The sequence below is a fragment of the Cellulomonas sp. H30R-01 genome, from assembly GCF_010119915.1.
GTDB classification, from domain to species: domain Bacteria; phylum Actinomycetota; class Actinomycetes; order Actinomycetales; family Cellulomonadaceae; genus Cellulomonas; species Cellulomonas algicola.
Window position 1 is genome coordinate 2,813,856 of sequence record NZ_CP048210.1, and the last position, 24,729, is coordinate 2,838,584.

Annotated in this window: 20 protein-coding genes; 7 read left to right on the top strand and 13 right to left on the bottom strand. The window is 75.0% G+C overall.

What is annotated here, in order from left to right:
* Nucleotides 1-64: 64 nt before the first annotated feature.
* Complete coding sequence (locus GXP71_RS12570) at nt 65-3,715, bottom strand: family 43 glycosylhydrolase (protein ID WP_162352917.1); 3,651 nt, start codon at nt 3,713-3,715, stop codon at nt 65-67.
* Nucleotides 3,716-3,717: 2 nt separating this feature from the next.
* Nucleotides 3,718-9,918 (bottom strand): Ig-like domain-containing protein, encoded by a 6,201-nt coding sequence (locus GXP71_RS12575; RefSeq protein ID WP_238402399.1) that lies wholly within the window; start codon nt 9,916-9,918, stop codon nt 3,718-3,720.
* Nucleotides 9,919-10,185: 267 nt separating this feature from the next.
* On the opposite strand from GXP71_RS12575, the gene GXP71_RS12580 reads away from it, so the two are divergent.
* The 5 genes from GXP71_RS12580 (at nt 10,186) to GXP71_RS12600 (ending at nt 14,608) form a co-directional block, all read left to right on the top strand.
* Nucleotides 10,186-10,998 (top strand): siderophore-interacting protein, encoded by an 813-nt coding sequence (locus GXP71_RS12580; protein WP_162352919.1) that lies wholly within the window; start codon nt 10,186-10,188, stop codon nt 10,996-10,998.
* 171 nt (nt 10,999-11,169) lie between these two features.
* On the top strand, nt 11,170-12,270 hold the full coding sequence (locus GXP71_RS12585; RefSeq protein ID WP_162352920.1) for a hypothetical protein: 1,101 nt from the start codon (nt 11,170-11,172) through the stop codon (nt 12,268-12,270).
* A gap of 139 nt (nt 12,271-12,409) precedes the next feature.
* Nucleotides 12,410-13,519 (top strand): DNA glycosylase AlkZ-like family protein, encoded by a 1,110-nt coding sequence (locus GXP71_RS12590; RefSeq protein WP_162352921.1) that lies wholly within the window; start codon nt 12,410-12,412, stop codon nt 13,517-13,519.
* A 49-nt stretch (nt 13,520-13,568) separates the two neighbouring features.
* Nucleotides 13,569-13,904: a YnfA family protein gene (locus GXP71_RS12595; protein ID WP_162352922.1), complete on the top strand. Its 336-nt coding sequence runs from the start codon at nt 13,569-13,571 to the stop codon at nt 13,902-13,904.
* Between the two features lie 194 nt (nt 13,905-14,098).
* On the top strand, nt 14,099-14,608 hold the full coding sequence (locus GXP71_RS12600) for an N-acetyltransferase (protein ID WP_238402400.1): 510 nt from the start codon (nt 14,099-14,101) through the stop codon (nt 14,606-14,608).
* A gap of 14 nt (nt 14,609-14,622) precedes the next feature.
* Here GXP71_RS12600 and GXP71_RS12605 read toward each other — a convergent pair whose 3' ends face one another.
* From GXP71_RS12605 to GXP71_RS12615, 3 genes are all read right to left on the bottom strand, one after another.
* Nucleotides 14,623-15,249 carry a class I SAM-dependent methyltransferase gene (locus GXP71_RS12605; protein WP_162352923.1) on the bottom strand — a complete coding sequence of 209 codons (627 nt, stop codon included), beginning with the start codon at nt 15,247-15,249 and terminating at the stop codon, nt 14,623-14,625.
* Between the two features lie 168 nt (nt 15,250-15,417).
* Nucleotides 15,418-15,897 (bottom strand): GNAT family N-acetyltransferase, encoded by a 480-nt coding sequence (locus GXP71_RS12610; RefSeq protein WP_162354340.1) that lies wholly within the window; start codon nt 15,895-15,897, stop codon nt 15,418-15,420.
* Between the two features lie 94 nt (nt 15,898-15,991).
* Complete coding sequence (locus GXP71_RS12615; RefSeq protein ID WP_162352924.1) at nt 15,992-16,978, bottom strand: RNA polymerase subunit sigma-70; 987 nt, start codon at nt 16,976-16,978, stop codon at nt 15,992-15,994.
* Nucleotides 16,979-17,061: 83 nt separating this feature from the next.
* Here GXP71_RS12615 and GXP71_RS12620 point away from each other — a divergent pair, with 83 nt between their 5' ends.
* On the top strand, nt 17,062-17,424 hold the full coding sequence (locus tag GXP71_RS12620) for a nuclear transport factor 2 family protein (RefSeq protein ID WP_162352925.1): 363 nt from the start codon (nt 17,062-17,064) through the stop codon (nt 17,422-17,424).
* A gap of 68 nt (nt 17,425-17,492) precedes the next feature.
* Here GXP71_RS12620 and GXP71_RS12625 read toward each other — a convergent pair whose 3' ends face one another.
* From GXP71_RS12625 to GXP71_RS12635, 4 genes are all read right to left on the bottom strand, one after another.
* Entirely contained in the window at nt 17,493-17,945 is a 453-nt protein-coding gene (locus GXP71_RS12625; RefSeq protein WP_162352926.1) for an HNH endonuclease, read from the bottom strand.
* A gap of 79 nt (nt 17,946-18,024) precedes the next feature.
* Entirely contained in the window at nt 18,025-18,255 is a 231-nt protein-coding gene (locus tag GXP71_RS12630) for a hypothetical protein (protein ID WP_162352927.1), read from the bottom strand.
* A 188-nt stretch (nt 18,256-18,443) separates the two neighbouring features.
* Nucleotides 18,444-18,578, bottom strand: a complete 135-nt coding sequence (locus GXP71_RS20515) for a hypothetical protein (protein WP_255490119.1) — start codon at nt 18,576-18,578, stop codon at nt 18,444-18,446.
* A gap of 143 nt (nt 18,579-18,721) precedes the next feature.
* On the bottom strand, nt 18,722-19,474 hold the full coding sequence (locus GXP71_RS12635; RefSeq protein WP_162352928.1) for a DinB family protein: 753 nt from the start codon (nt 19,472-19,474) through the stop codon (nt 18,722-18,724).
* 161 nt (nt 19,475-19,635) lie between these two features.
* Between GXP71_RS12635 and GXP71_RS12640 the strand changes: the two genes are divergently transcribed.
* The gene (locus GXP71_RS12640; RefSeq protein ID WP_162352929.1) at nt 19,636-19,974 is read left to right on the top strand and encodes a DUF488 domain-containing protein; all 339 of its coding nucleotides are present in this window, start codon (nt 19,636-19,638) and stop codon (nt 19,972-19,974) included.
* A 7-nt stretch (nt 19,975-19,981) separates the two neighbouring features.
* On the opposite strand, the gene GXP71_RS12645 is transcribed toward GXP71_RS12640, so the two are convergent.
* The 4 genes from GXP71_RS12645 to GXP71_RS12660 all read right to left on the bottom strand — a co-directional run bounded on the left by GXP71_RS12645 (nt 19,982) and on the right by GXP71_RS12660 (nt 24,708).
* Nucleotides 19,982-21,859, bottom strand: coding sequence for an NAD+ synthase (locus GXP71_RS12645; RefSeq protein ID WP_162352930.1), 1,878 nt, complete (start codon nt 21,857-21,859; stop codon nt 19,982-19,984).
* Nucleotides 21,856-22,656, bottom strand: coding sequence for an NUDIX hydrolase (locus GXP71_RS12650; protein WP_162352931.1), 801 nt, complete (start codon nt 22,654-22,656; stop codon nt 21,856-21,858). Before GXP71_RS12650 ends, GXP71_RS12645 begins: the two co-directional genes overlap by 4 nt.
* Nucleotides 22,653-23,255 carry an isochorismatase family protein gene (locus GXP71_RS12655; RefSeq protein WP_162352932.1) on the bottom strand — a complete coding sequence of 201 codons (603 nt, stop codon included), beginning with the start codon at nt 23,253-23,255 and terminating at the stop codon, nt 22,653-22,655. Before GXP71_RS12655 ends, GXP71_RS12650 begins: the two co-directional genes overlap by 4 nt.
* A 109-nt stretch (nt 23,256-23,364) precedes the next feature.
* Nucleotides 23,365-24,708: a nicotinate phosphoribosyltransferase gene (locus GXP71_RS12660; RefSeq protein WP_162352933.1), complete on the bottom strand. Its 1,344-nt coding sequence runs from the start codon at nt 24,706-24,708 to the stop codon at nt 23,365-23,367.
* Between the last annotated feature and the right edge of the window lie 21 nt (nt 24,709-24,729).

A 24,729-nucleotide genomic window follows, 5' to 3' on the forward strand; every position in this document is an offset into this window, starting at 1 on the left:
TGCGAACGACGACGCGGGGTGGCCGGCCCTCTCCGCCGGCCACCCCGCGTCGGTCACGGGTGGGTCAGGACCACGGCCAGCGCCAGCCGCCGCCCGACCAGGGCCAGTCCCAGCCCGTCTTCGGCGGGAGGACCCGGCCGACGGGGTCGGAGGTGGCCGACGCCGTGACCAGTCCGGTGCCGAAGCCCGTGACCTTGACGGTGACCGACGTCCCCTCCAGTGCTGCGGGCACCTGGAGGCGGTCACCGGTGACGCCGTCGAGGCGGACCCCGTCGGCGAACCACGTGTACGCGAGGCGGATCCCCTGCGGCTGCCAGCCCTTCGTCGACACCGTGAGCGTGTCGCCGACGCGCGCCTTGCCCTTCAGCGCGACGGACCCCGGGACGACGGCGGTCGCGGGCGAGCAGTCGGGGGCGTCGACCCGGAAGGCCCACGACACCGCCTGCGGACCCGCCGGGAAGGCGTACCCGTCGAGCGGGACCGCGCTGAGCGTGACGAGCGACCCGAGCGCGACGGCGACCGTGCCGGTCACCGCGGAGCCGTCGACGCGGTACTCGACGCCGTCGACGGTCGGCACCGCGACCGACCCGTCACCCGGCTCGCCGTCGGTGCAGACCGGGCCGGTGTAGGCCGGTGCGGTCGGCGTGACCACGACGTCCTCGACCGGGCAGTCAGGAGCGGTGAACTGCTGCTCCCACTCGGTCGTCGCGCCGTCGGCCAGGGTGTACCCGTCGGTGGCGCGGGCGGTGACCACCACACGGGCGTCGGCCGCGACCTCGACCGTGCCGGTCACGTCGGTGCCGTCGATCGAGTACACGACACCGTCGGTGGACGGGATCACGACGCGCGCCTTCTCGGGCTCGCCGTCGGAGCAGACCTCGGCCGGCGTGAACGTCGGCGCCGCCGGAGTCACGACCCCGGCAGCCTCCGCTGCCCCGACCTGCCACTCGTGGATCCCGACGGACCCCTGCCCGGCGGCGGCACCCCACGACTGGGCGACGATCCGCAGCGCGCGCGTCGTGAGGGCGTCGAACCCGACCGGCACGAACCCGGTCGACGTGCGCGCGTACTCGCCCGAGGTGAGCGTGACGTCGTGCCACGTCGTCCCGTCCGCGTCGAGGTACTGCAGGACCCACGACCTCGGCGCGATCAGACCCTCGTTCTGCGCGTCGGGGACGTTCTGGTACCACCAGACATTCGCGCGGTCGACGGTCACGTCGAAGTCCCACGTGAGCTGCGCCCACTGCTCCCCGACGCGGTCCCACGTGCCCCACGACGCGCCGTACTTCGACGCGTCGTCCTCGCCCCAGGCGGTGGTGCCATCGTTCATGCCGGCGACGTTCTCCCACCCGGAGGTGAAGGACGCCGAGGCGGTGGCATACGGGGCGACGTTGCCGGTGAGCGACGCGCCGTCGCCGAGCGGGACGCTGACGGTGGCCGTGGCGGTGTTGCCCGCGCGGTCGCGGGCGCGGACGACGAGCTCGTGCGGGAGCATGTCGGGCGCCTCGACGACGGCCCCGTCGGCCGCCGTGACCCAGTCGCCGGCGCCGTCGAACCGGTACTCGACCGCCGCCACCCCGGACAGGGTGTCGGTGGCGCCGACGGTCACCGCCCGGGTGGCGGGGACCAGCACCGCCGTGACCGCCGGGGCGCCGGTGTCGACCTTCACGGCCCGGCTGACCTGGGCGGACGTGTTGCCGGCCGCGTCGGTGGCCCGGCCGCTGACGACCGTCTCGCCCTGCGCGGTGACGGGCACGTCGACGTGCCGGGCGTCGGCCGTCGGGGTCCACGCGCCGTCGCCGACGCGCGTCTCGATCGTCGTGAGGTAGGACGTGTCGTCGTCGGCCGCGACCCGGACGGTGACGGGTGACGAGAACCACCCGTCCTCGCCGGACGTGCCGGACGCCGACACGGAGACGACGGGCGCCGTCGTGTCGTCGCCGCCCGGGTCGACGGTCCCGCCCACGCGGACGGTCGCCGTCACGTACTTGGCCTTCTGCCCGAGCGCGCGGCCCTCGACCGTGAACGTCCCCTCGCCGGCGTAGTCCGCCGGATCGACGGGCCGCCAGTTGACCGGCACCCACGCGGACGCGTCCCCGTAAGTCGCCCGGACAGCGGCGGGCAGCGACGGTGCGGTCCCGACGGGCGTCGCGACGGTCACGGACGGCAGCGCGTCGGCCGCGACCGCATACACCTCCCACTCCGAGACGGACACGGAGTGCACGTACGGGCCCTCCTCGAGCCCGCGGAACGTCGCACGCAGCGCGGTCGTCGAGACCGTGTCGAACGTGACGGTGTGCCAGGTGTCGGTCGCCGTCGGGTAGGTCGCGCCGGTCACCGGCCGCCACGCGCCCGCGTCGTCGAGGTACTCGACGACCCACGAGGACGGCTGCCGGATCCAGTTGCCGTCGCGGTGGAGCTCGATGCCCACCGAGCCGGTCCGCACGGGCGCGTCCCACGTGTACTGCACCCAGTCCGACGGGTGCGACGACGTCGTGCCGCGGTAGTTGCCCCACTGGTCGGGCGGCAGCAGCGCGGTCGTGCGGCGGAAACCGTCGTTGACGGCGCCGAGCCGCATGGGCGGCTGCTCGGTGAACGACGCCGACGCGGTCGCCGCGAGCGCGACGTTGTCCGTCAGCCGGAAGTCCGGGTCGTCGGCGAGCGTCTGCTGCACGGGCAGGATGCGCGACCCGTCGAAGTGGACCTCGTCGATCGCGACGGACCGGCGGAAGTGCCCACCGCCCACCGCGTCCTTGGTGTGGTACGTGATCCACCAGCGGCCCTCGTGCTCGACGATCGACGGGTGCACGGTCGTCGCGGACGTGCCGCCGAGGATGATCCCCTGGTAGGTCCACGGGCCGAGCGCCGACGGGGCCGTCGCGTAGGCGATGCACGCCTGGTAGTTCGACGGCGTGCACTTCGACCCGCCCTGCTTCCAGTCGTACGCCAGGTAGTAGGTGCCCGACCGCTCGAACACCCACGGCGCCTCGAAGAAGCCGGTGAGCCCGGGGATCGTCTGGATCGACCCTGCCAGCGCGGTCATCGACGGGTCGAGCTTCACGACGCGTGCGACCGACCACGACCCCCAGTACAGGTAGACGGAGCCGTCGGTGTCGGTGAAGACGTGCGGGTCGATGACCTCCTGCCCGTTCGTCGACGACCCGAACACGTCGGTCCAGGTCAGCAGGGGTGCGCCGACCGCGTCGGTCCACGGCCCGACGGGCGAGTCGGAGACCGCGACACCGATGGCCATGCGGTTCGGCACGGCCGTGTTCTCCCACTGCACGGGTGCGTACCAGTAGAAGCGGCCGTCGGCGCCGGTCGTGACCTGCCCGGCGAAGGCCGCGTCACCCGTCGCCCACGAGAACACCTCGTCGGGGTCCAGGTTGTCGGCGTAGAGATCCCAGTCGCCCGACGACGGGTCGTCGGTCGCGAACACCTGGTAGTCGTGCATCGCGAAGCCGCCCTGCTGCTCGGCGGCCTCGTCGTGCCCCGCGTAGACGTAGAGCGTGCCGTCGACCGACAGCGGGGCCGCGTCGGCGGAGTAGTAGGTCCCGTCTCCGAGGATCGGGTTGCCCTCGGTGTGGAAGGACCGCGTGGGCGGCGGCGGGTCCGCCGCGACGGCGGCCGACGGCCAGGCCGCCACCGCCGTCGCGACGAGGGCCACGGCCAGCGCGGCGGCGACGGACCTGCGCGTCGTCTGGTGCGTGGTCATGGTCAACGTCCCACCTTGATGCCGTCGGAGGTGCGCGTGGTCGGGGTGTAGCCGTCCTTGGTGCCGGTCACCTCGACGGTGAGGACGGCGCCGCGGTCAGCGGTGCGCACGAGGTACACGGGTGCGGTCGCGCCCTTCACGGGCTCGCCGTCGACGAACCACTGGTACGACAGGTGCACCGGGAACGGCCCCCACGCCCCGTGCAGCGCGGTCACGACGGACAGCGGCCGGGCCGTCCCCGCGATCCGCACGTCGCGGGCCGTGAGCGTGCCGGACTGCACCGTGGTCGGCGGCGACGACGCCCAGGTCGACGGTTCGTGGCCGGCGGCGCTGCCGCGGACCTCGACCGTCAGGACCCGCCCGGCGGCCGACGCGGGCACCTTCCAGCTGCTCGACGTCGCGCCCTTGACGGCGGTGCCGTCGAGCAGCCAGCGGTGCTCGAGCCTCACGCCGTCCGCCCAGGCCGAGGTCTGCGCCCGCACGGTGCCGCCGACGACGGCGGTCCCGGCGATGGCGACTGTCCCGGCCTGGACGGTGGGCTTCACGACCGCCGCGGTGGGTTCCGAGGTGACGGACGTGCTCTCCCAGCCCTCCCGGTACCCGGTGACCTCGACCGTGACGGTCTTGCCCAGGTCCTTCTGGGTCGGCGTGTACTCCGCACCCGTGGCCCCGCGGACGGCCTTGCCGCCGACCGACCACTGGTACGCGAGCTCGACGCCCTCGGGCCCCCAGCCGGCGGTCTGCGCGAGCAGGACCTGCCCGACCGTGGGCACCCCGAGGACCTCGACGGACCCGGCGGTGACGACGGCCTCGCCCGGTCCGGCGACCACGGTCAGCGGCGCCTCGACCACGGAGTCACCCGCGGCGGCCCGGACGGTGTACGACCCGCCCGCGAGATCCCGCGGGAGCGGGGTCGTGCGCAGCGTCCCGGCACCCTGCGCGTCGGTGACCAGCGTCCCGAGCGCGACCGCGCCCGGCTCGACCGTGACCGCGTACGCGGTGCCCGGCGTGCCGCCCGTGAGGGTCACGTCGAACGCGTCCCCGGCGGTGACGGGGTCCGTCGGGACGGTGAGGACCGTCGCCGCGACGGGCGCGCTCAGGACCTCCCACTCGACGATGCCCACGTACCCGGTCGGCGGCTTCGTCAGCGTGGCGCGCAGCGCGGTCGTGGTGACCGGGGCGTGCGTGACGGTGTCGAGCTGGCCGACGGTCGTCGTGTACGGCGACGCGTCCGGTACCGGCGCCCACGTCACGCCGTCGTCCAGCAGGTACTCGAGCGTCCACGACGCGGGGGCGCGCATGCCGCCGCCGTCGTCGAAGAACAGCAGCCGGCTGGTGTCGGTCGTGACCGGAGCCGGCCAGTCGAGCCGCGCCCACTGCGTGTCGCCCGCGATGTTCCAGGTGCCCCACGCGGAGGCCTGCGACGTGACGGGGTGGGTCGCGACGCCGTCGGTGATGCCGGCCGCGCGGTTCCACGTGGTCGTGGCGGAGACGCTCACGGCTGCGTTGGGCGCGATGTTGACGGGTGCGTTCGGGTCGGGCGCCGGGACCTCGATCGTCCCGACCGCGGACACGTTGCCCGCGCGGTCGGTGGCCCGGTGCTCGACGGTCGCCGCCGTGGCGATCGTCGCGCCCGTGCCGTACGCCGTCCACGCACCGCCGTCGACGCGGTACTCGACCGACGCCACGCCCGAGCCGGTCTCGGTCGTCGCCAGGGTGAGGCGGCGCCGGGACTCGTCGAAGGACGCGGTGACGACGGGTGCGGTGCCGTCGATGTCGACCGCCGCGGACTGGACCGGCGACCCGAGCCCGCCGGAGTCCGTGGCCCGGCCGCGGACGGTGTGCCGACCGTCGCCGCTGACCGTGACCGGTCCGGTCACGGCGGTCCACGCACCCCCGTCGACCTGCGCCTCGACCGTCGGCGACGGGTCGGAGTCGTCGGTCGCGGAGACCGTCACGTCGACCGGGCCGGTGAACCAGCCGGACGCCGGACGCTCCGGGTCGGTGGTGAGCGTGACCACGGGTGCCTGCGGGGCGCCCGACGTCACGGTGACGACGGCCGTCGGCCGCTTGTCCGTGCCGGGGACGGTGCCCTCGATGGTGAACTCCCCGGCCGCGGCATACGACGACGGGTCGACCGCGTCCCACGTGACCGGCAGCGACGCCTCGGAGCCGTCGTTGTACGTCGCGACGACGCGGGCCGGCAGCACCGGGGCGGTCCCGGCGACCGTGGTCACCGCGGCGGGCTCGAAGGTGTTGATCTGCACGGCGTCGGTCGGCCGGACGAAGACCGTCGCACGGGCCAGCTTCGCGGTGCCGGCGACGAAGCCGGGGACCGTGAACTCGCCCTGCGCGGCGTACGCGTCGGCGGGGACGTTCTGCCAGTCGACCGCCCGCTCGACGCGGGAGCCGTCGGCGAAGACGACCTCCACGGCGGGCGGCAGCACCGGCGCGACGCCGACGAGCGTCCGGACGGACACGTCCTCGACCGCGACGGGCTCCTCCGCGAGCGCCTGCCACTCGATGATGCCGGGGTAGGAGGACCCGTTGCGGACGAGCGTCGCGCGCAGCGACGTGGTCGTGACCGCCCCGTGCGTGACGGCGTTGAACGACCCGTCCTCGGTCGGGTAGCCGCTCGGGTCCGGCACCGGCTGCCACGTCCCGTCGCCCGCGAGGTACTCGAGCGACCACGACGACGGCGGCAGGACGCCGCCCGGGTCGCGGTTGGAGTGGAACAGGATCCGCGACTCGTCGACCCGCACGGGCTCGGGCCAGGTCAGCCGGGCCCAGTACGTGTTGCCCGCACCGGCGGCGGTGCCCCACGTGCCCCACGCGTCGGACTCGGCGGCGACCGGGTAGGACGCGAGGCCGTCGTTGACCGCGGCGACGCGGTTCCAGCCGGTGACGGCCGACGCGGACGCGGTGGCGTCGGGCGCGACGTTCGTCTTGGCGGTGCCGCTGACCTCGGCGTCGACCGTGACGTCGCGGCTCGTCGAGAGCTCGCCGTCGGACGCCGTGAGCCGCAGGACGTACCGGCCGGTCGTGTCGAGCTGCACGACGGTCGTGGCCTGCGCGGGCGACGCGACGACGGCCTGCGCACCCTCGGGCGCGCTCACGACCGTCCATGCCGACGTGAGCGTGCCGGACGGCTGCGCGTCGTCGGACACCGTCCCGACCAGCCGGACCTGGGCGGGCTGGTCGAACGTCGGGTCCTGGTAGACCGTGACCTTCGGCGCGGCGTTCGTCGACGGCGGGGCCTCGACGCCCGTCGCGAAGGCCTGGACCTCCTTGACGCCCGTGCGGAAGCCCGCGGCGTGCTGGACGGTCACGCGCAGCGCGTCAGCCTGCACCTCGGGGAACTGCACGCGGTTGAGGTTCGCCGTCGAGTAGACGGGCGACCTGGCCTGCCCGGGGACCGGGTGCCAGCCGTCGGCGTCGCGGTACTCGACCGTGAACACCTCGGGTGCCGCGTACCCCTGCACGGTGGCGCTGGACGACGAGCGGTAGAAGTAGACGCGGACGTCGTCGACGGCCTGCGTGCCGTCGAGCGCGACCTCGATCGAGTCCGACGCGTTCGGCGATCCCACCGTCCCCCAGAACGGCTCGTTGACGGTCGTCCCGTCGACGGCCCCCTCGGGTGCGCGGCCCGTGGCCGAGAACGACGCGGTGACCGGGCGGCCCGCGGCGAGGTTCGACGAGCCCGTCGACTCCGTCGCGATGTCGGTGCCCGCCTTGGCGAACACGTCGACCACGCGGTCGCCGTCGGCGAAGCGCACGTCGGAGGCCGTCGCGAGGTCGGCGGCGTTCGCGGTCACGACGGCCGCCTCGCCCTCGAGCACCTCGACGGACCCGGTGGCCGGGTCGTAGACGACGTGCGACAGGTCGTCGACCGTGAACGCGAGCGCGCCGTCGAGGAACACGGAGTACCCCGCGGGCACGTCGTCGCCGTAGTGGTCGCCCGTCTCGTCCCACGTGACCGTGAGGTCGCGGTCGTGGTACCGGACGTTGTTCGCGGTGAACCACGGCCAGTCGATGTCGATCGGGTCGAGCTCGATCTTGCCGTCGGCGCGGCTGCGCAGGCCCATCGCGTCCTCGATGACGGTGAAGTTCGTCGCGCCGAGGATCGTGTGGTGGATCCAGGACCGGTAGCCGATCGAGCCGCCGTCGGCCGCGGAGCCGTTCGCCCAGAACTCGTTCTGGTTCGGCAGCCGGTTGTCGCCGCCCTGGTAGTGCGCGAAGGCGTTCCAGTAGAGGAGCTGCTTGTACATCTCCGGCGTCACGTAGTCCGTCGGGTAGTCGCGCAGCACCGAGGAGAACATGCGGAACAGCACCGTCGAGTTGATGACGGAGAAGTTGTTCGACCCCTCCTCGGGCGAGTCCGCCTTGTCGACCTGGTTCGCCGTGAAGAACGGGAAGACCGGGTACTGGTCGGCGTCGGCGAACAGGCGCAGCGCCTCGGTGTACGGCTGGTCGTCGTCCGGGTCACCGGGCTTCGGCATGAGGCCGACGGTGAACGGGTAGTAGTTGTTGATCTCCTTGTACGGGTTGAGCGTCCCGTCCTGCGTCATGCGGTGCTTGAGCAGGTTCCCGTACAGGCCGACCTTGTCGGGCGTCGTCTGCGCCGGCTCCCACAGGTGCTCGAGGACCGCGGCCTTGACGCGCCCGGCGAGCGCCTCCATGTGGTCGGCCTTCTCGGTCTGCCCCGCGACGCGGAAGAACTCCGCCGCGGCCTTCGCGTTCGAGTAGAGGTACGCGCTCTCGGCGCGGTCCATGTTCGCGCCGTGCCCGGGCCAGTGGAACGACACCGCGTCGGCGTCGTTGCCCGTCATCGCGCCCCACGAGTACTCGATGAGGTCGTTCCCGTTGCCGTCGTACGCGTCCAGCAGGCCCTCGACGTCGTCCATCGAGTGCTGCCCGAGCGTCGAGCCGATCGCGCCCGGTCCGCCGTGCAGCTCGTACGCCCGCCACGCGGCCTCGGTGATGTACTGCGTGTACGAGTTGGACCAGTTGGCGGGGTCGCCGGGGTTGTCGACGAACTTCCCGCGCTTCGACGTCTCGCCGACCGCGAGCGCCGGCCCGTACGCGTACGTCGGGTTGCGGAAGTACTTGAGGTCGTCGACGAACATCCCGACCGTCAGCACGATCGCGTTGTTGTAGCCGAGCACGCCCTCCATCGACGTCGGGAACTGGTAGTCGTTCCCCGGGATGTCCGCGTCGAGGTAGTTGAACCGCATGAGCCACCAGCGGTAGAGCAACGTCTTGTCGATGTCGTCCGACGGTGTGTCGAGATAGGGGATGTTGAGAGCCCACCACCGGTTGTAGGCGGTGACGTGCGTCGTGAACGCCTCGGCCGGGCTCGCGGCGCGGTAGGCGGCGTACTCGGCGGCCGACTCGGGGCGCTCGTCGGTGAGCATCCCGAGCTGCAGCTTCGTGGTGGCCGAGCCGCCGGCCGGGACGGCGAGGTCGCGGACCAGCGCGGCGGCGCCCGGGTCGGCGGTGAACCCGTCGCCCGACAGGCGCGGCGTGATCGTCGTGAGGTTGTTGAACGCCCGCACGGTCCCGACGAGCTCGTCGCCCTCGACCGTGCCCGCCTGCGGCGAGGTGGCGGAGAGGCGGATGGTCCGTGCGGCGCCCGAGGTGTCGGTGACGTTGACGCTCGCGACCATGACGTCCTGGTCGGTGATGAACTTCGTCTGCGTGAGCCGCAGCCCGCCGCCCGTGAACACCGACTGGAAGTACGACGGGGTCTGCCGCCGCTGCGACGCCTGCTCGGTCAGCGTGACCGCCGCGCCGTCGGCCTGGACGGTGAACGTGAACGCCCCGCCGCCGCCGAGTGACTCCCAGTAGGCGACGTCGCCGTCCCACCCGAGCCGCGCCGGCTGGTGCGTCTTCATGAACACGGCCCGCCCGCGCGTGAACGCGACGAGGTTCTCGGTGCCGTCGAACGCCGGGCCCGTGCGCGCGAGGGTGCGGTCGACCCAGAAGTCGTTCCCCGGCGCGCTGCCTGCGCCCGCGGCCACGTCGGCGTCGAACACGCGCTGCAGGTAGGGCGACGGCGCGTAGTCGACGCCGGTCGGGGGGACGGGGGCGTCGGAGCCGCGGAACGTCGGGTAGCCGAGGCTGCTCTGCGGGGTCTCGTCGCCGGGGACGGCCGCGGCGGCGACGGGGATCAGCCCGACGGCGACGACGGCGAGTGCGGTCAAGGAGGGAACCACGGCACGCCTGCGTGCCACGCGGGAAGATCTCACGTCCGAAACGCCTCTCTACGTTGAGAATGCGAGGTTGCTGGCGAGCGTGACATAGCACGCCATCGGGCCGCAATGGGTTTCGGTGTTTTCGGGATTTTCGGTGGCGGCGACGCAGGTGAGGCCACCGGCGACGGTCTGGGCGGACGCTGAGACGGCTCTTGGCGCGCCGGTGAGGCATGGCTAAGTTAGGCGAGCCTCAGTCACCCAGCTCCGGAGCTCACCGTGCCCCAGATCGCCGTCACCCACGCCCCGAGCGGCCTGGTGCACGCGTCCGTCGTCCGCGCCGAGCGCGTCACGCCGCACATGGTCCGCGTGACCCTGGGCGGCGAGGACCTGCGCCGGTTCGAGTACCGCGGCTTCGACCAGTGGGTCCGGCTCGCCGTCCCCGTGCGCGACGACACCCGGTTCGACAACATGTCCGACCGGTTCGACACCCGCGCCTACCTGCGCTTCCTCACGCTGCCGAAGGCCACCCGGCCGGTGATCCGCAGCTACACGATCCGCGACCACCGCCCCGACGGACCCGACGGCACGCCCGAGGTCGACATCGACTTCGTGTGCCACGGGCCCGTCGGCGTCGGCGGCCCGTGGGCCGAGGCCGTGCAGCCCGGCGTCGACGTCGCGTTGATCGACCAGGGCTGCGGGTGGGTGCATGTGCCCGCCGACCGCGTCCTGCTCGTCGCCGACGAAAGCGGCCTGCCCGCGATCGCCGGCATCCTGCGCGACCTCCCGCGCGACACCGTCGGCGACGCGTTCGTCGAGCTCATCGACGCCGCCGACGCCCAGCCCGTCGACGCCCCCGACGGCGTGACCGTCCACTGGCTCCCCCGTACCGGCGGCGAGCCGGTCGGCGACCTCGCCCTCGCCGCGCTGCGCGCGCTCGCGTGGCCCGACGGCACCGTCGCCGCCTTCGCCGTCGGCGAGTCCCGGCTCGCGACCGGCACCCGCCGGTTCCTCGTCGACGAGCGCGGCGTCCCCAAGTCGCACGTCACGTTCTGCGGCTACTGGAAGGCCGGCACGCGCGCCCCGTCCTGAGCCCGCTCCCGGTCGGGACGCGGGTCGCCCGCCTCGCGACGCCGCCCCGGACGCGACCGGGCGCGGCACCCGCCCGGTCGTCGACGCCCGTCGGATCACCGTTCACCTGACGGGGGGACGTGAGATCGGGTTCGGCCGTCCGGCGTCCCGCCCGCTGCTAGCGTCGCGCAAATGCTGTCGAAGCGGACACTCCTGCCTGCGCTCGTCGCGGGCTTCCTCTCCCTCGCCCTCTGGCTGGGGGCTGCCGCGGTGCACGCGCTGCTCGTGCGTGCGGGGGTGCCGGCCGGGGTCGTCGGCTTCGTCGCACCGGCCACGTCCGGGCTCTCCCTGGTGCAGTACGGCGTCCTCGAGCCGTGGCACGTGGCCGCCGCCGTCGCGCTGGTCGTCGCGGTGGCCGCGCTCGCCCTCCCCGGCGCCGGCGCCACGCGCACCGGCTTCGCGCCGCGCGTGCTCGCCGTCTGGTTCGCTGCGGCCGTCGGCGGCGTCGTCGCGGTGCTCGTCTCGTCGGTCACGATCCTGTCCCCGGTGCTCCAGCACGAGGGCCTCGTCCCGACGCTGCGCGTCGCGATGCTCGACCCGGTCCGGGTCGGCGCCGCCTGGGGCGCGACCTACGGCTGGGTCGTCGGGCTCGCGACTGTCGCGCTCGCCCGGCGGCTGGAGCGGGCCGCCGGCGACGCGGCGCCGGAGACCGCCCACGCGCTGGCCTCCGGGGCGCTGCGCGCCGCGGTCGTGGTCGGCGCCGTCACCGGCCTCGGGTGGGCGGTCGCCGCCGGGCTGCACGGGTGGGTCGACCGCACCGTCGCCGAGCACGTCACGACCGCGCGCTCCGAGCTCGCCGCCACCGTCTCCACGGTCGCCGACTGGCTCGCGCCCGTGACGACCGCCGCCGACGCGTCGCCGGGGGCGCTGCTGGTGTGCGGGGCGCTCGTCGGCACGATCGCCGGCGCGCTCACCTACGTCGCGGTCCGCACCACGACGCTGCCCGACGGGCGGCTCGTCCTGCTCCTGGCCGTGTGGCTGTCCTGCGTCGTCGCGGCGCTCGTCGGCGCGATCCCGACCGTGCTCGTCGGCCTGGGCCTGGACCCCGTCGGCGACGGCCGCTGGTACGTGCAGCAGACGCTGCTCTACGGCCCGACCGACGGCGGCGCCGCGGGGCTGCTGTACGGGTGGGTCCCGGCGCTGCTCGCCCTGCTCGTCGTCGGTCGTGCGACCGCACGGCGGCCGGCGGACCCGCCGAGCCTCCCGGACCGGGCGGTCGACGTCACCGTCTGACCCCGACGCGGGACGCGGTCGGCCCGGGCGTCGTCGTCGGCCACCGCCGCCGGCCACCACGGCGTCGCCGTCGACCGCCCCGGCCTCCTCGAACCCCCGCCCACGCCGTGTGTCGGAGGTGCGTCGTAGCGTCGGTGCGGTGCACCACCTGTCCCGCGCCGACGCCCGCCGCGTCGCGGTCCGCGCGCAGCTGCTGACCGCGCCGCGGCCGACCGACGTGCTGGCCGTCGTGCGCGGGCTCACGATGCTCCAGGTCGACCACACCAAGGCCGTCGCGCCGAGTGCCGACCTCGTGCTCTGGAGCCGGATCGGGTCGCGGTACGACCCCGACGAGCTCGCGGACGCGGTCCACGACCAGACGCTCGTCGACGTGCAGGGCATGATCCGCCCGGCCGAGGACCTCGCGCTCTACACCGCGGAGATGGCCGCGTGGCCCGGCCCGGACGCGAAGGCGTGGGCGCACTCCCAGGCCCGCTGGCTGCGCGACAACGCGGCGTGCCGCCAGGACATCCTCGACGCGCTGCGCGGTGACGGGCCGCTCACCGCGCGCGAGCTGCCCGACACGACCGTCCGCCCCTGGCGGTCGAGCGGCTGGAACCGGGACCGCAACGTCCCGATGATGCTGGACCTCATGGTGCAGGCGGGCGAGGTCGCCGCCGCAGGTCGCCGCGGGCGCGACCGGCTGTGGGACCTGGCCGAGCGCATCTACCCCGACGACCCGCCCGTGCCCGTCGAGGAGGCGCGGCGGCAGCGCGACGAGCGACGGCTGCACGCGCTCGGCATCGCGCGCGCCCGCGGACCGGAGTGCCCGGTCGAGCCGGTCGACGTCGGCGAGGCGGGCGAGCCCGCGGTCGTCGAGGGCGTGCGCGGCGAGTGGCGCGTCGACCCGACGCTGCTCGACGTGCCGTTCGAGGGGCGCACCGCGCTCCTGTCGCCGTTCGACCGGCTGATCCAGGACCGCAAGCGCATGGCCGAGCTCTTCGAGTTCGACTACGCGCTCGAGATGTACAAGCCCGCCGCCGCCCGCCGCTGGGGCTACTACGCGCTCCCCGTGCTGCACGGCGACCGGCTCGTCGGCAAGGTCGACGCGACCGCCGACCACGCCGCGGGCGTCCTTCAGGTGCACGCCGTGCACGAGGACGGCCCGTGGCGGCCCGCCGTGCGGGCCGACGTCGCCGACGAGCTCGAGGACCTCGCGCGCTGGCTCGGCCTCGACCTGCACCTCGGGGCGCGCACGCACGCGTCGTGACCCGCTCGACCTCCGGTCCGCCGACCGATCCGGCTGCCAGACTGCGCGCGTGACGGTCGTGAGGTCCCTCGTCCTGTTCGCCGCCGCCGCGGTCGCCGAGATCGGCGGCGCGTGGCTCGTCTGGCAGGGCGTGCGCGAGCACCGCGGCTGGGTGTGGATCGGCGCCGGCGTCATGGCGCTCGGCGTGTACGGGTTCGTCGCGACGCTGCAGCCCGACGCGCACTTCGGGCGCATCCTCGCCGCGTACGGGGGCGTGTTCGTCGCCGGGTCGCTGCTGTGGGGGATGCTCGTCGACGGCTTCCGGCCCGACCGCTACGACGTGGCCGGCGCGCTCGTCTGCCTGCTGGGCGTCGCGATCATCATGTACGCGCCGCGCAGCGGCTGACCGGCCCGGCGGCGGCTGCCGCGGCTCGCGGCCGACCCGGCCAGCGGCTGCGTGTCAGCGGCCGACCCGGCCAGCGGCTGCAGGGGCCAGCGGCTGCCCCGGACGGGCGACGGCTGCCCCGGCTGGTGCCCCTGCGCGCCTGCGCCGCCGGTCGTCGCACGCGTGCCGAGCCGTCACCCGCCTATCGTCGTGGCGTGCCTGTGACCCCCGTCCCCGCCCGGCCGACCGACGTCGACGACCTCCACGCGCTGCGGCGTGCGCTCGAGGACTGGATGGCGGACCGCGGCGTCGACCAGTGGCCCCGCGGGTCCCTCCCCCGCGAGCGCGTCGCGCAGCAGGTCGACGCGGGCGAGTGGTGGGTCGTGCGCGACGACGAGGGTCTCGCGGCGACGATCCGGCTGCTGTGGTCCGACCCGGACTTCTGGGGCGACGACCCGACGCCCGCCGTCTACGTGCACGGCCTCATGGTCGCCCGCCGCCGCTCGGGCGACGGCCTCGGCAGCGCGCTCCTCGACTGGGCGGCCGCCCGCGGCCGTGACGCCGGCGTCGGGCTGTTCCGCCTCGACTGCCGCACGAGCAACCCCGCGCTGCGCCGGTACTACGAGAGCCAGGGGTTCACCGCGGTCGGCGAGCGCGACTTCGGCACGCACCGCAACACGCTCCTCGAGCAGCCGCTCCGGACGTCCCCGCCCGCGCGCTCCTGACGCCGGACGGCGGTTCAGGCGCGGCGCTTGCGGCGCTCCCGGCGGGCCGCGACGCGCTCGACGAGCCGGTAGCGCGACGCCTCGTGCTCGAGCGCGGCGAGCCCGGCCTCGGGCAGCCGCACGAGGGGGCGTCGCCGGAACCGCTCGCCGTGGCGCCGCTCGACGGCCTCGAGGACGCGCTGACCTGCACGGACGATCCCCGCCGACGACTCGACGTGGTCGGCCAGCAGCACCGCCCCGTCGGGCCGGACGACACGCGCGAGCTCGCGCAGCACCGCGACCTCGTCGTCGACGCAGCACAGCGCGAAGGTGCACACGACGGTGTCGAACGACGCGTCGGGCCACGGCAGCGCGGCCGCGTCGCCCTGCACGAGCTCGACGTCCGCACCCAGCGACCGCGCCCGGCGCCGCGCGAGGTCCAGCATCGCGGCGCTCTGGTCGACGCCGACGAGGCTGTCGGCGTGCCCCACGAGGTGCGGCAGGTTCGCGCCCGTGCCGACACCGACGTCGAGCGTCCGCCCGTGGGCCCGTGCGCCGACCCACGCGCGCGCGTCGGCGAGCAGCCGCCGCTCCGCCCATGCGGTGACCCGGTCGTACGACGCCGCCTGCGCGTCCCAGTACGCGACGTGCTGCCCGGACATCGCCACCTCGCTCTCCCCCGTGCCGACGTCGTCAGGCAAACCCGCGCCGGGGCGGCCGTCAAGCGGAGGGCGGGTGAGGTCGGGCCGCCTTCGTGGCGGGGCGGCCGCCCGCGCGTCGACGAGCGGGCGCGTCGGCCGTCGCCGCGCGGGCGTCGACGAGCGGGCGCGTCAGCCGTCGAGGCGCCGCTCCAGGAGGACGACGTCGCGCCAGCGACCGGCGGCGGGCCCGTGCGTCATCAGGCCGAGGCGTTCCCGCGTGCCGACGACGCGGAACCCGGCCGCGGCGTGGAGCGCGAGGCTCGCGGCGTTCTCGGGGAAGACGCCCGCCTGCACGGTCCACACCCCGTGCGCGGGCGCCTGGGCGAGCAGGCGGTCGAGCAGGGCCCGCCCGACGCCGCGCCCGCGCGCCGCCGGGTCCACGTAGACGGACACCTCGACGACGCCGGAGTACACGGCCCGGGTCGACACCCCCGACACCGCGACCCACCCGAGCACGGTGCCGCCGTCGAGGGCGACCCACCGCAGCCCGGCACGCTTGCCCGCGTCGAACTCGTCCCAGGTCGGCACGTCGGTCGCGAACGTGGCCTGGCCCGTCGCGATCCCGGCCGCGTAGATCGCCGCGACCTGCGGCCAGTGCGCGGCGGTCATCGGGACGAGCACGTGCTCGGCGGGCGGCGTGGGCGGCGTCGGGCTGTCGGTCACGCGGGGATCCTGCCACCGCACGCCGCCCACCACCCGAGCGTCACGGTCGGGGGCACGGCGCGGCGAACCGTCCGGCGACCCCGTCGTCGAGGAACCGGGTCGCGGACGCGACGCGGCCGCCGCAGGTCGTGACGACGTACACGCCCGCGGGCCGCACCACCCCGGTGGCGTCGGTGAGCTCACCGACGAACGCGGGCCGTCCGTTCGCCGCGGTCTCCGCCAGGGTGAGCGTGCGTCCGGTGCGCCACCCGGCCGCCGCGCGCAGGAACGCCGCGACGTGCTCCCGGCCCCGGTAGACGTGCGGCAGCGGCGGCATCGCGAGCCACGCGTCGTCCGTCAGCAGCGCGACGACCGCGTCGACGTCGCCCGACTCGAGCGCGCGCGCGAACCGCCGGGCGACCGCCAGGTCCACGTCACCGCCCGTCCGCGACGACGCGCGTGCCGCCGCGAGCGACGTCCGCCCGCGCTGCCGCAGCCCCTTGACGACCGTCGGCGTCATGTCGAGCATCGCGGCGCACTCGGCGACGCCGAACCCGAGCACGTCGGCCAGGACGACGGCCGCGACCTGCCGCGGCGGCAGCGCCTGCAGCGCCGCGACGAACGCGAGCTCGATCGACTCGGCGGCGTCCCACCGGGCGTCGGGGCCGTGCGTGACGGGGGCGGCCGGCAGCCACGCGTCGGGGTACGGCTGGAGCGTCGTCGGGTCGTCGAGCGCGTCGGGCGGCGGGGCGTCGAACGGCAGGGCGACCTCGGCGGGTCGTCGACGGCCGGCGCGCAGCACGTTGAGGCACCGGTGGGTCGCGATGGTGTAGAGCCAGGTGCGGACCGACGAGCGCCCCGCGAAGGTCGGCAGGCCGCGCCACGCGGCGAGCAGCACGTCCTGCAGCGCGTCGTCGGCGTCGTCGAGCGAGCCGAGCATCCGGTAGCAGTGCACGTGCAGCTCGCGCAGGTGCGGACCGGTGAGCGCGGCGAACGCGTCCTCGTCGCCCGCGCGTGCCGCGTCCAGGGTCGTGCCGACCGGCTCCATGACACCGGACCGTACGAGACCGTTCCGACCGCCGTCCTCCCGGTGTCGGTACGAGTGCCAGTCCCGACGACCAGGAGGCCCCGATGACCGGACGTGCCCTGCAGACCGCCCTCGACTACCACCGCGCGTGGAGCAGCCACGACGTCGACGCCGCCATGGCGCTCGTCGCCGACGACGTCGTCTGCGACTCCCCCGGCGGGCCCGTGACCGGGATCGACGCGTTCCGCGCGTTCATGGGCCCGTTCGCGACGTCGACCACCCGCACCGAGATCCTCGGCGCGTTCGGCGACGACGACACCGCCGTCGTCCTCTACGACACCGACTCGACGCTCGTCCGGCACGCGCCGGGCGCCGAGTGCGTGCGCGTCGCCGGTGGGCGCATCACGCACATGACGATCGTCTTCGACCGGCTGCCGTTCGCGCAGGCACGCGCCGCGGCGGGCTGACCGCCTCGACCGGGAGCACCCGGTGCGCACGGCGACGGACCGCCCTCCTCGTGGAGAGCGGTCCGTCGTCAGAGGTCGAGGAGCTCGGCGTGGGTCGGCACCCGCGGCGCGTACCGGAGCCGCATACCGGCCTCCTCGGGCGTCCGGTCACGCTTGCGGTTGTTGCACCGACCGCAGCACGCGACCGTGTTGAGCCACGTGTTCGGTTCGGCGGTCCGCGACCGCGGCATCACGTGGTCGACGGTGCTCGCCCCCCGTGCCCCGCAGTAGGCGCAGACCTGGCCGTCCCGCCGCAGCACACCGGCCCGCGACCACGGGGGTGCGCCGGTCCGGTGCCGCCAGCGCATCTGCACGTACCGGACCAGCCGCAGGACCGCGGGCAGCGGGTACTGCCCGAACCGCTTGCCCGCGACCGCCTCCTCGACGACCGCGACCCGCCGGTGCAGCATCCGCACGGCGTGCTGCAGGCTCACCCGGTGCAGGGGCTCGTAGCCCGCGTTCAGGACCAGGACGCCGGACACCGGGGTCACCTCCTCTCTCGTGGTCCCTCGGACCGTCGTCGTGCTGGGTCGTGTCGTGGTGGGTGCGGGCTCGTGGGGCTTACTCGGTGACCTCGACGACCGTCGCCCAGTCGGCGTGCCGGTCGCACCAGACGCGGTCGCCGAGCGTCGCGAGCGGGTCGCGCACCGCGTGCGGCTCGCAGTCGACGCGGACGCGGCGCAACGGGTTGCGGGCGGCCGTGCGGGCGAGGCGCCGGGCGGCGCGGCGGGCGTCGGCGTCGGAGATCGGCGCGTGGGTGGCGGTCAGGGACTGGTTGACGATGCGGACCATGGCGGTCTCCTCCCGGGGTGGTGGTCGAGGGCGGCGGGGTGAAGCAGGTGGGGCGGGCTGCGGCGCCTGCCGGACCTGGCGTGGAGAGCCGGGAGGGGCGCGGCGCGTGGTGTGCGGGGGTCGGCCGGACGAACGACGACGGGCCGCCCCCGGGGAGGGGAACGGCCCGTCGTCGACGCGGGGGGGCGTCAGGTCGACGAAGGGCGCAGGAGGCGACCGCGCTGCTCCGGGCGGTCGGTCGTGCGGTCGAGGGTGCGGTGCAGGACGAGCGCGTCGGACGCGCAGACGTCGCGTCCCGACCAGCGGTTCGTGCGGTCGTGCACGGGCTCCTCCTTCCGCGGCGCGTCGTGGCCGTCACGTGTGGTCGCCGCGCGCGCGGTCACGCGCAGCGCCCCGGTACTGTGCGCGCCCCGGGGCGCTCCTGGCCAGCACATTTCCGCGCCCGGACACCCCGGCGCGGCCTCGGTCACGTCTGCGACGACCCGATCGCGTCGAGGTCGCGGACCGCGAACCGGTGGTGCTCCCACTCCTCCTCGAGGATCACGTGGAGGCACGACAGGGTCGTCTCGGGGTACTCGGGTGCCCACGGGTGCGGGTGCTGCGCGGCGAGGTCGTCGGTGGTGACCGTCGCCAGGAAGTCGCGCACCAGCGCGACCCGGTCGGCGCGGACCGCGAGCACCTCGTCGTACGTCGGCGTCGTCGTCGTGAAGAGCGACAGGTCGAGCCCGTCGTCCTCCGCCTGCGGACCGGGCTGGCCGAGCGGGTGGAACGGCTGGTCGAGGCCGAGGACCGACCGGCCGAGCCACGCGTCGGTCGCGAGGACGAGGTGGCGCAGGGTCTGCGCGAACGACCACTCGCCCGCGACCGACACGTCGGGCGTCCCGTCGGGCATCGCGGCGACGCGCGCGAGCGTCGCGTCCCACGTGCGCTGCAGGACGTCCCACGCGTCGCGCAGCCCGTCGGGGTCGGCGGCGCGCCGGGTCGAGCGGCCGGGGAACCGGCGGTCGAGCTCGGCCTCGACGAACGGGATCACGTCGACGCCGTTGACGAGGAGCACGTCGCCGTCGGGCAGCCAGGGGGCGTCGATCTCGACGTTCTCGACCTGCACGCCGCGCAGCACCGCGCCGGACAGGTCGGCGCCCACGAACCGCGCACCGCGCAGGTCGGTGTCGCGGAACTCGGCGTCGCGCAGGTCGTCGGTCGGGCCGAACGTCGTCATGGCGTCTCCTCGTCGTCGAGCGTCGCGGGTCGTGCGTCGCGCCGCACTGCGTCGCGGTCGTGCGGGACGTGCGTCGGTGCAGCCGTGCGCGGGCGGCGTCGTCGCGGGTCGTCCGGCAGCGCCGATGCTCGCACCCGGCGCCCACACGGCACGATGGGGGTGTGAGCGTGCGCGTGCGCCGTGTCTACGAGGAGCCCTCCGACGACGACGGGCTGCGCGTCCTCGTCGACCGGCTGTGGCCGCGCGGCCTGACGAAGGAGCGGGCCGCGGTCGACGTGTGGCTGAAGGACGTCGCGCCGTCGACCGAGCTGCGGCGGTGGTTCCACCACGAGGAGCCGCTCTTCGACGAGTTCGCCCGCCGTTACCGGGGGGAGCTCGCGACCAACCCGGCGCTCGACCGGCTGCGGGAGGTCGTCGCGACGCACGACGTCGTCACCCTCGTGTACGGCGCGAAGGACCCCGACCACAACCAGGCGACGGTGCTGCGCGAGCTGCTCTGACGACGCCTCAGACCGCGCTGCGCGACGGCTCCGCGACCGGCGTCGGGACGTGCCGCCAGTGCGTCGCGAGCGGCATCCGGCGGTCGCGGCCGAACGCGACACGGCTGATCTTGATCCGCAGCGGCACCTGGCGGCGCTTGAACTCGCTGCGGTCGACGAGCCCGAGGACGTGCCGCACGGTCGCGGTCGCCGCGGCGCGGTCGTGCCCGCGGGCGACGAGGTCGCCGACGAGGTCGTCGGGGCCCCTCCGGTCCTCGAGGAACGCGAGCAGCAGCGGGTCGAGCACGTCGTACGGCGGCAGCGAGTCCGAGTCCTGCTGGTCGGGTGCGAGCTCTGCCGACGGGGGCTTGGTGAGCGTCGACGCGGGGATCGGCGGCACCTCGCCGGCCGTGACCGCGCGCGCGTTGCGCCAGGCGCACAGGCCGTAGACGCCGGGCACGAGCCGGCCGTCGGCGGCGACGACGTCCGTCTTGAGCAGGTCGCCGAGCGGGTTCGGCGCGGTGCCGCACGTGTCGCCGTAGAGCGTCGTGTAGCCGACCGCGCTCTCCGAGCGGTTGCCCGTCGAGCAGACGAGCGCACCGGTCGCGTTGGCGATGGTCATAAGGGTCGTGCCGCGCAGCCGAGCCTGGAGGTTCTCCCACGCGACCGGGTCGACCCCGGTGCCGGGGCCGCCGACCACGTCCGCCAGCGCCGTCCTGCGCTCGGCGTACGCGTCGGCGATCGGGACGACGTCGAACCGGATGCCCAGGTTCGTGGCGAGCGCGGCGGCGTCGTCGACCGAGCCTTCCGACGAGTACGGGCCGGGCATGCCGACACCGCGCACGGCGTCCGGGCCGAGCGCGTCGACCGCGATCGTGGCCGCGAGCGCGGAGTCGACCCCGCCGGACAGCCCGAGGACGACCCGGGGCAGGCCGACGCGCGTGCAGTAGTCGCGGAAGCCGGTGACGACCGCGGTCCAGACCTCGTCGTGGGGGTCGAGCGGCGGTGCGACGGTCGGTGCGGCGAGCGACCGGCGCGACGGGACGGCCCCGCGGTCGACCTGCACGACGTCGCGCGTCACGGGCCGTGCGGGTGCGACGGGCAGGTCGAGGACCAGCCGGTCGGCCGTGAACGCGGCGGCGCGGGCGAGCAGCTGCCCGTCGGCGTCGACGACGAGCGACCCGCCGTCGAACACGACCTCGTCCTGCCCGCCGGACGCGTTGACGTAGGCGACGGGGACGGCGCCCGCGACGGCCGCGGCCCGCAGCACGGCGAGCCGCCGTGCGGGTTTGCCGACCTCGTACGGGCTCGCGTTGGTCACGAGCACCGCCTGCGCACCCGCGGCGGCGACCTCGGCGACGAGAGTCGGGTCCCACACGTCCTCGCACACCAGCAGCGCGACGGTGACCGGGCCGTGCGGTGTCGGGACCGCGAACAGCGCCTGGTCGCGGCGTCCGGCGCCGAAGTGCCGCGCGTCGTCGAACACCGAGTACGTCGGCAGCAGGATCTTGGCGTGCGCGCCCTGGACGCGGCCGTCGGCGAGCACCGCGGCGGCGTTGCGCAGGGGCCGGACGACCGCGTCGAGCGTCGACCCGAGGGTGCGCGCCCCGCCGGCGACGGGGAGCCGGTCGGTCGGCAGCGGCGCCCCGACGACCGTGGCGACGTGGCCGGACGTGGCGGCGAGGTCGTCGACGGACCGCGCGGCGGCGTCGACGAACCCGGGCTCGGCGAGCAGGTCCTCGACGGGGTAGCCCGTCACGGACATCTCGGGGGTGAGCAGCACGTCCGCGTCGACCGACTCGGCCCACGCGGCGGCGGCGCGGATCGCGGCGCGGTTGCCGGCGAGGTCGCCGACGCGGACGGGCAGCTGGGCGAGCGCGACCCGCAGGGTCGCCGGGCTGGTCATCGTGGTCCTCCGGTGGTCGGGGTGGTCTTCGCGCGGGCGCCGTCGGGTCGCAGCATCGGCGGCTGCAGCGCGGCGGTGCCGGTGGGGCGGTAGACGGCGGCGCGACGGCCGCCGGTCGGGCGCGGGTCGGTGCCCGCGTCCTTCGTCGCGAGCGAGCCCGTCTCGGCCTTGCGGCGGAAGTTGCCGGGGTCCAGCCGGACGCCCCACACGGTCTCGTAGACGTGCCGGAGCTCGGACAGCGTGAACGGCGTCTCGACGAACGCGGTCGCGAGCGTCGTGTACTCGAGCTTCGCGGCGACGCGGTCGACCGCGTCGGTGAGGATCTGCGCGTGGTCGAAGGCCAGGTCGGGCGCATCGGCCGGGTCGCCGGTCAGCGTCAGGCCGGGCAGGAACAGGTCGTCGACGTCCCACCAGTGCGCGGCGGCGGCGTCGGACCCGGCCTGCGGATCGGGCAGGTTCGGCGCGAACGCGACGTGCGCGACGGACACGACCCGCATGCGGGGGTCGCGGTCGGGCGCGGAGTAGGTCGCGAGCTGCTCGAGGTGCCCGTCGAACCGCTCGAGCCCGGTCTCCTCCGCGAGCTCGCGCCACGCCGCCGTCGTCGCGTCCTCGTCGATGCCGACGAACCCGCCGGGCAGCGCCCACGCGCCCGCGTACGGGTCGTCGGCCCGCTGCACCAGCAGGACCTTGAGGTGCCCGTCGCGGATCGTGAAGATCGCCAGGTCGACGGTCACCGCGAACGGCGGGTAGTCGCTCGCGTCGTACCCGTCGGGTGCCTTCGCCTCCGCCCCGCTCACCGCGACTCCTCGAGCCGCACGCCGCGCCCGGTGAGCTCGGTGAGGGCCTTGATCGCGGTCGGCGCCGACACCGCGGCCGTCAGGTCGGTCAGCACCGTGACGACGGTCGCGGCGCGACGGCGGGCGTCGATCGCGGTCGACGCGACGCAGAAGTCCGTCGCGATCCCGACGACGTCGACGTGCGCGACGTTGCGGGCGAGGAGCAGGTCGGCCAGCCGCCCGAGCCCGTCGGGGGCGTCGACGACGCGGCCCTGGAAGCCCGAGTAGTCCTGCCGCGACTCGCCCTTGACGACGTGCACGGTCCGCTCCGGGAGCACGAGGTTCGGGTGGTACTCGGCGCCCCGCGTGCCCGCGACGCAGTGCACCGGCCACGTCGTGACGTAGTCCGGCGCCTCGCCGTCGGCGGCGAAGTGGCCGTCGTTGGTGTCGGGCAGCGGTGCGTGCCAGTCGCGCGTCGCGACGACCGTGTCGTACTCGGCGCCGTGCCGCTTCACGTAGTCGGTGATCCGGGCGGCGACCTCCGCCCCACCGGCGACGGCGAGCGCGCCGCCCTCGCAGAAGTCGTTCTGGACGTCGACGACGATGAGGGCGCTCTTCATGCTGCGGTCCTTCCCAGGAGCGGCGTCGCGGTGCGGCGCCAGGTGGCCCGCGCGCGCCCGCGGCGCGCGTCGGTCGTGGAGGTGCGGGGGTGGGCGGCGGGGAGCAAGGTCACGCGGCGCTCCCGGCGAGGTCGGCGGCAGGCTGGGCGGCGAGGCGCGGTGTCCCGTCCGTGAGGTCGAGGTCGGCCGGCAGGAGCTCGGCCTTGGCGCCGCGGTGGTGCGTGCGGACCTCCTCGAGCGTCGGGGCGTGCACGACGTGCCCGTCGCGGATCACGGCGACCTGCAGCGCGCGACCCGGCGCGTCCGTCGGGGGGCCGACGACGACCGTCTCGCGGACCGCGCGGCCCTGCGCGTCGAGCTCGCGGTAGGCCGTCTTGCGTCCGCCGGTGCTCGCCTTGCCGGCCGCCGTCTTCGCGACGGGACGCAGCGGGGCGTCGGCGCCCGGCCGGTCGGCGATCGCGACGAGCTTGTAGACCATGCCCGCGGTCGGGTGGCCCGACCCGCCGACGAGTCGCGTCCCGGCGCCGTAGACGTCGACGGGGACGTCGGCGAGGGCGTCGATCGTGTGCTCGTCGAGGTCCGAGGTCACCGCGATCCGGGTGCTCGTCGCGCCGAGCGCGTCGAGCCGGGCGCGGGCGGCGCGGGCCTCCGCGGCCAGGTCGCCCGAGTCGATCCGGACGGCACCGAGGGCGGGGCCGGCGACGGCGACCGCGTTCTCGATGCCGGTGGGCGTGTCGTAGGTGTCGACGAGCAGCGTGGTGCCGGCGCCGAGCGCGGCGACCTGCGACGCGAACGCGGCCCGCTCGTCGGTGTGCGCGAGGGTGAAGGCGTGCGCCGCGGTCCCCCGCGTCGGGACGCCGTACCGGAAGCCGGCCTCGAGGTTGCTGGTCGCGTCGAACCCGGCGACGTACGCGGCTCGGGCCGCGGCGACCGCCGACGCCTCTCCGGTGCGACGGCTGCCCATCTCGAGCAGCGTCCGGCCGCGCGCCGCGGTGACCATGCGGGCTGCCGCCGACGCGACCGCCGAGTCGTGGTTGAGGACCGACAGGACGAGCGTCTCCAGGACGACGCACTCGGCGAACGTGCCGGACACGGTGAGGACCGGGCTGCCGGGGAAGCAGATCTCGCCCTCGCGGTAGGCGTCGACCTGACCCGTGAAGCGGTAGTCGCGCAGGTAGGCGGCGGTGCGCGCGTCGGCGATCCCCTGCTCCTCGAGCCACGCGACCTGGGCGTCGGTGAAGCGGAACGCCCGGATCGCCTCGACGAGCCGGCCCAGCCCGGCGACGACGCCGTAGCGGCGACCGGCGGGGAGTCGGCGTGCGAAGGCCTCGAAGACGGCCTGGTGGTGGGCGGTGCCGTCGGCCAGCGCGGCCCGGAGCATCGTGAGCTCGTAGTGGTCGGTCAGCAGAGCGGTGCTCGGGAGGGTGTCAGTGCCGCCGTCGCTTCGAGTCATGTTGACACTATGCGTCGTCCC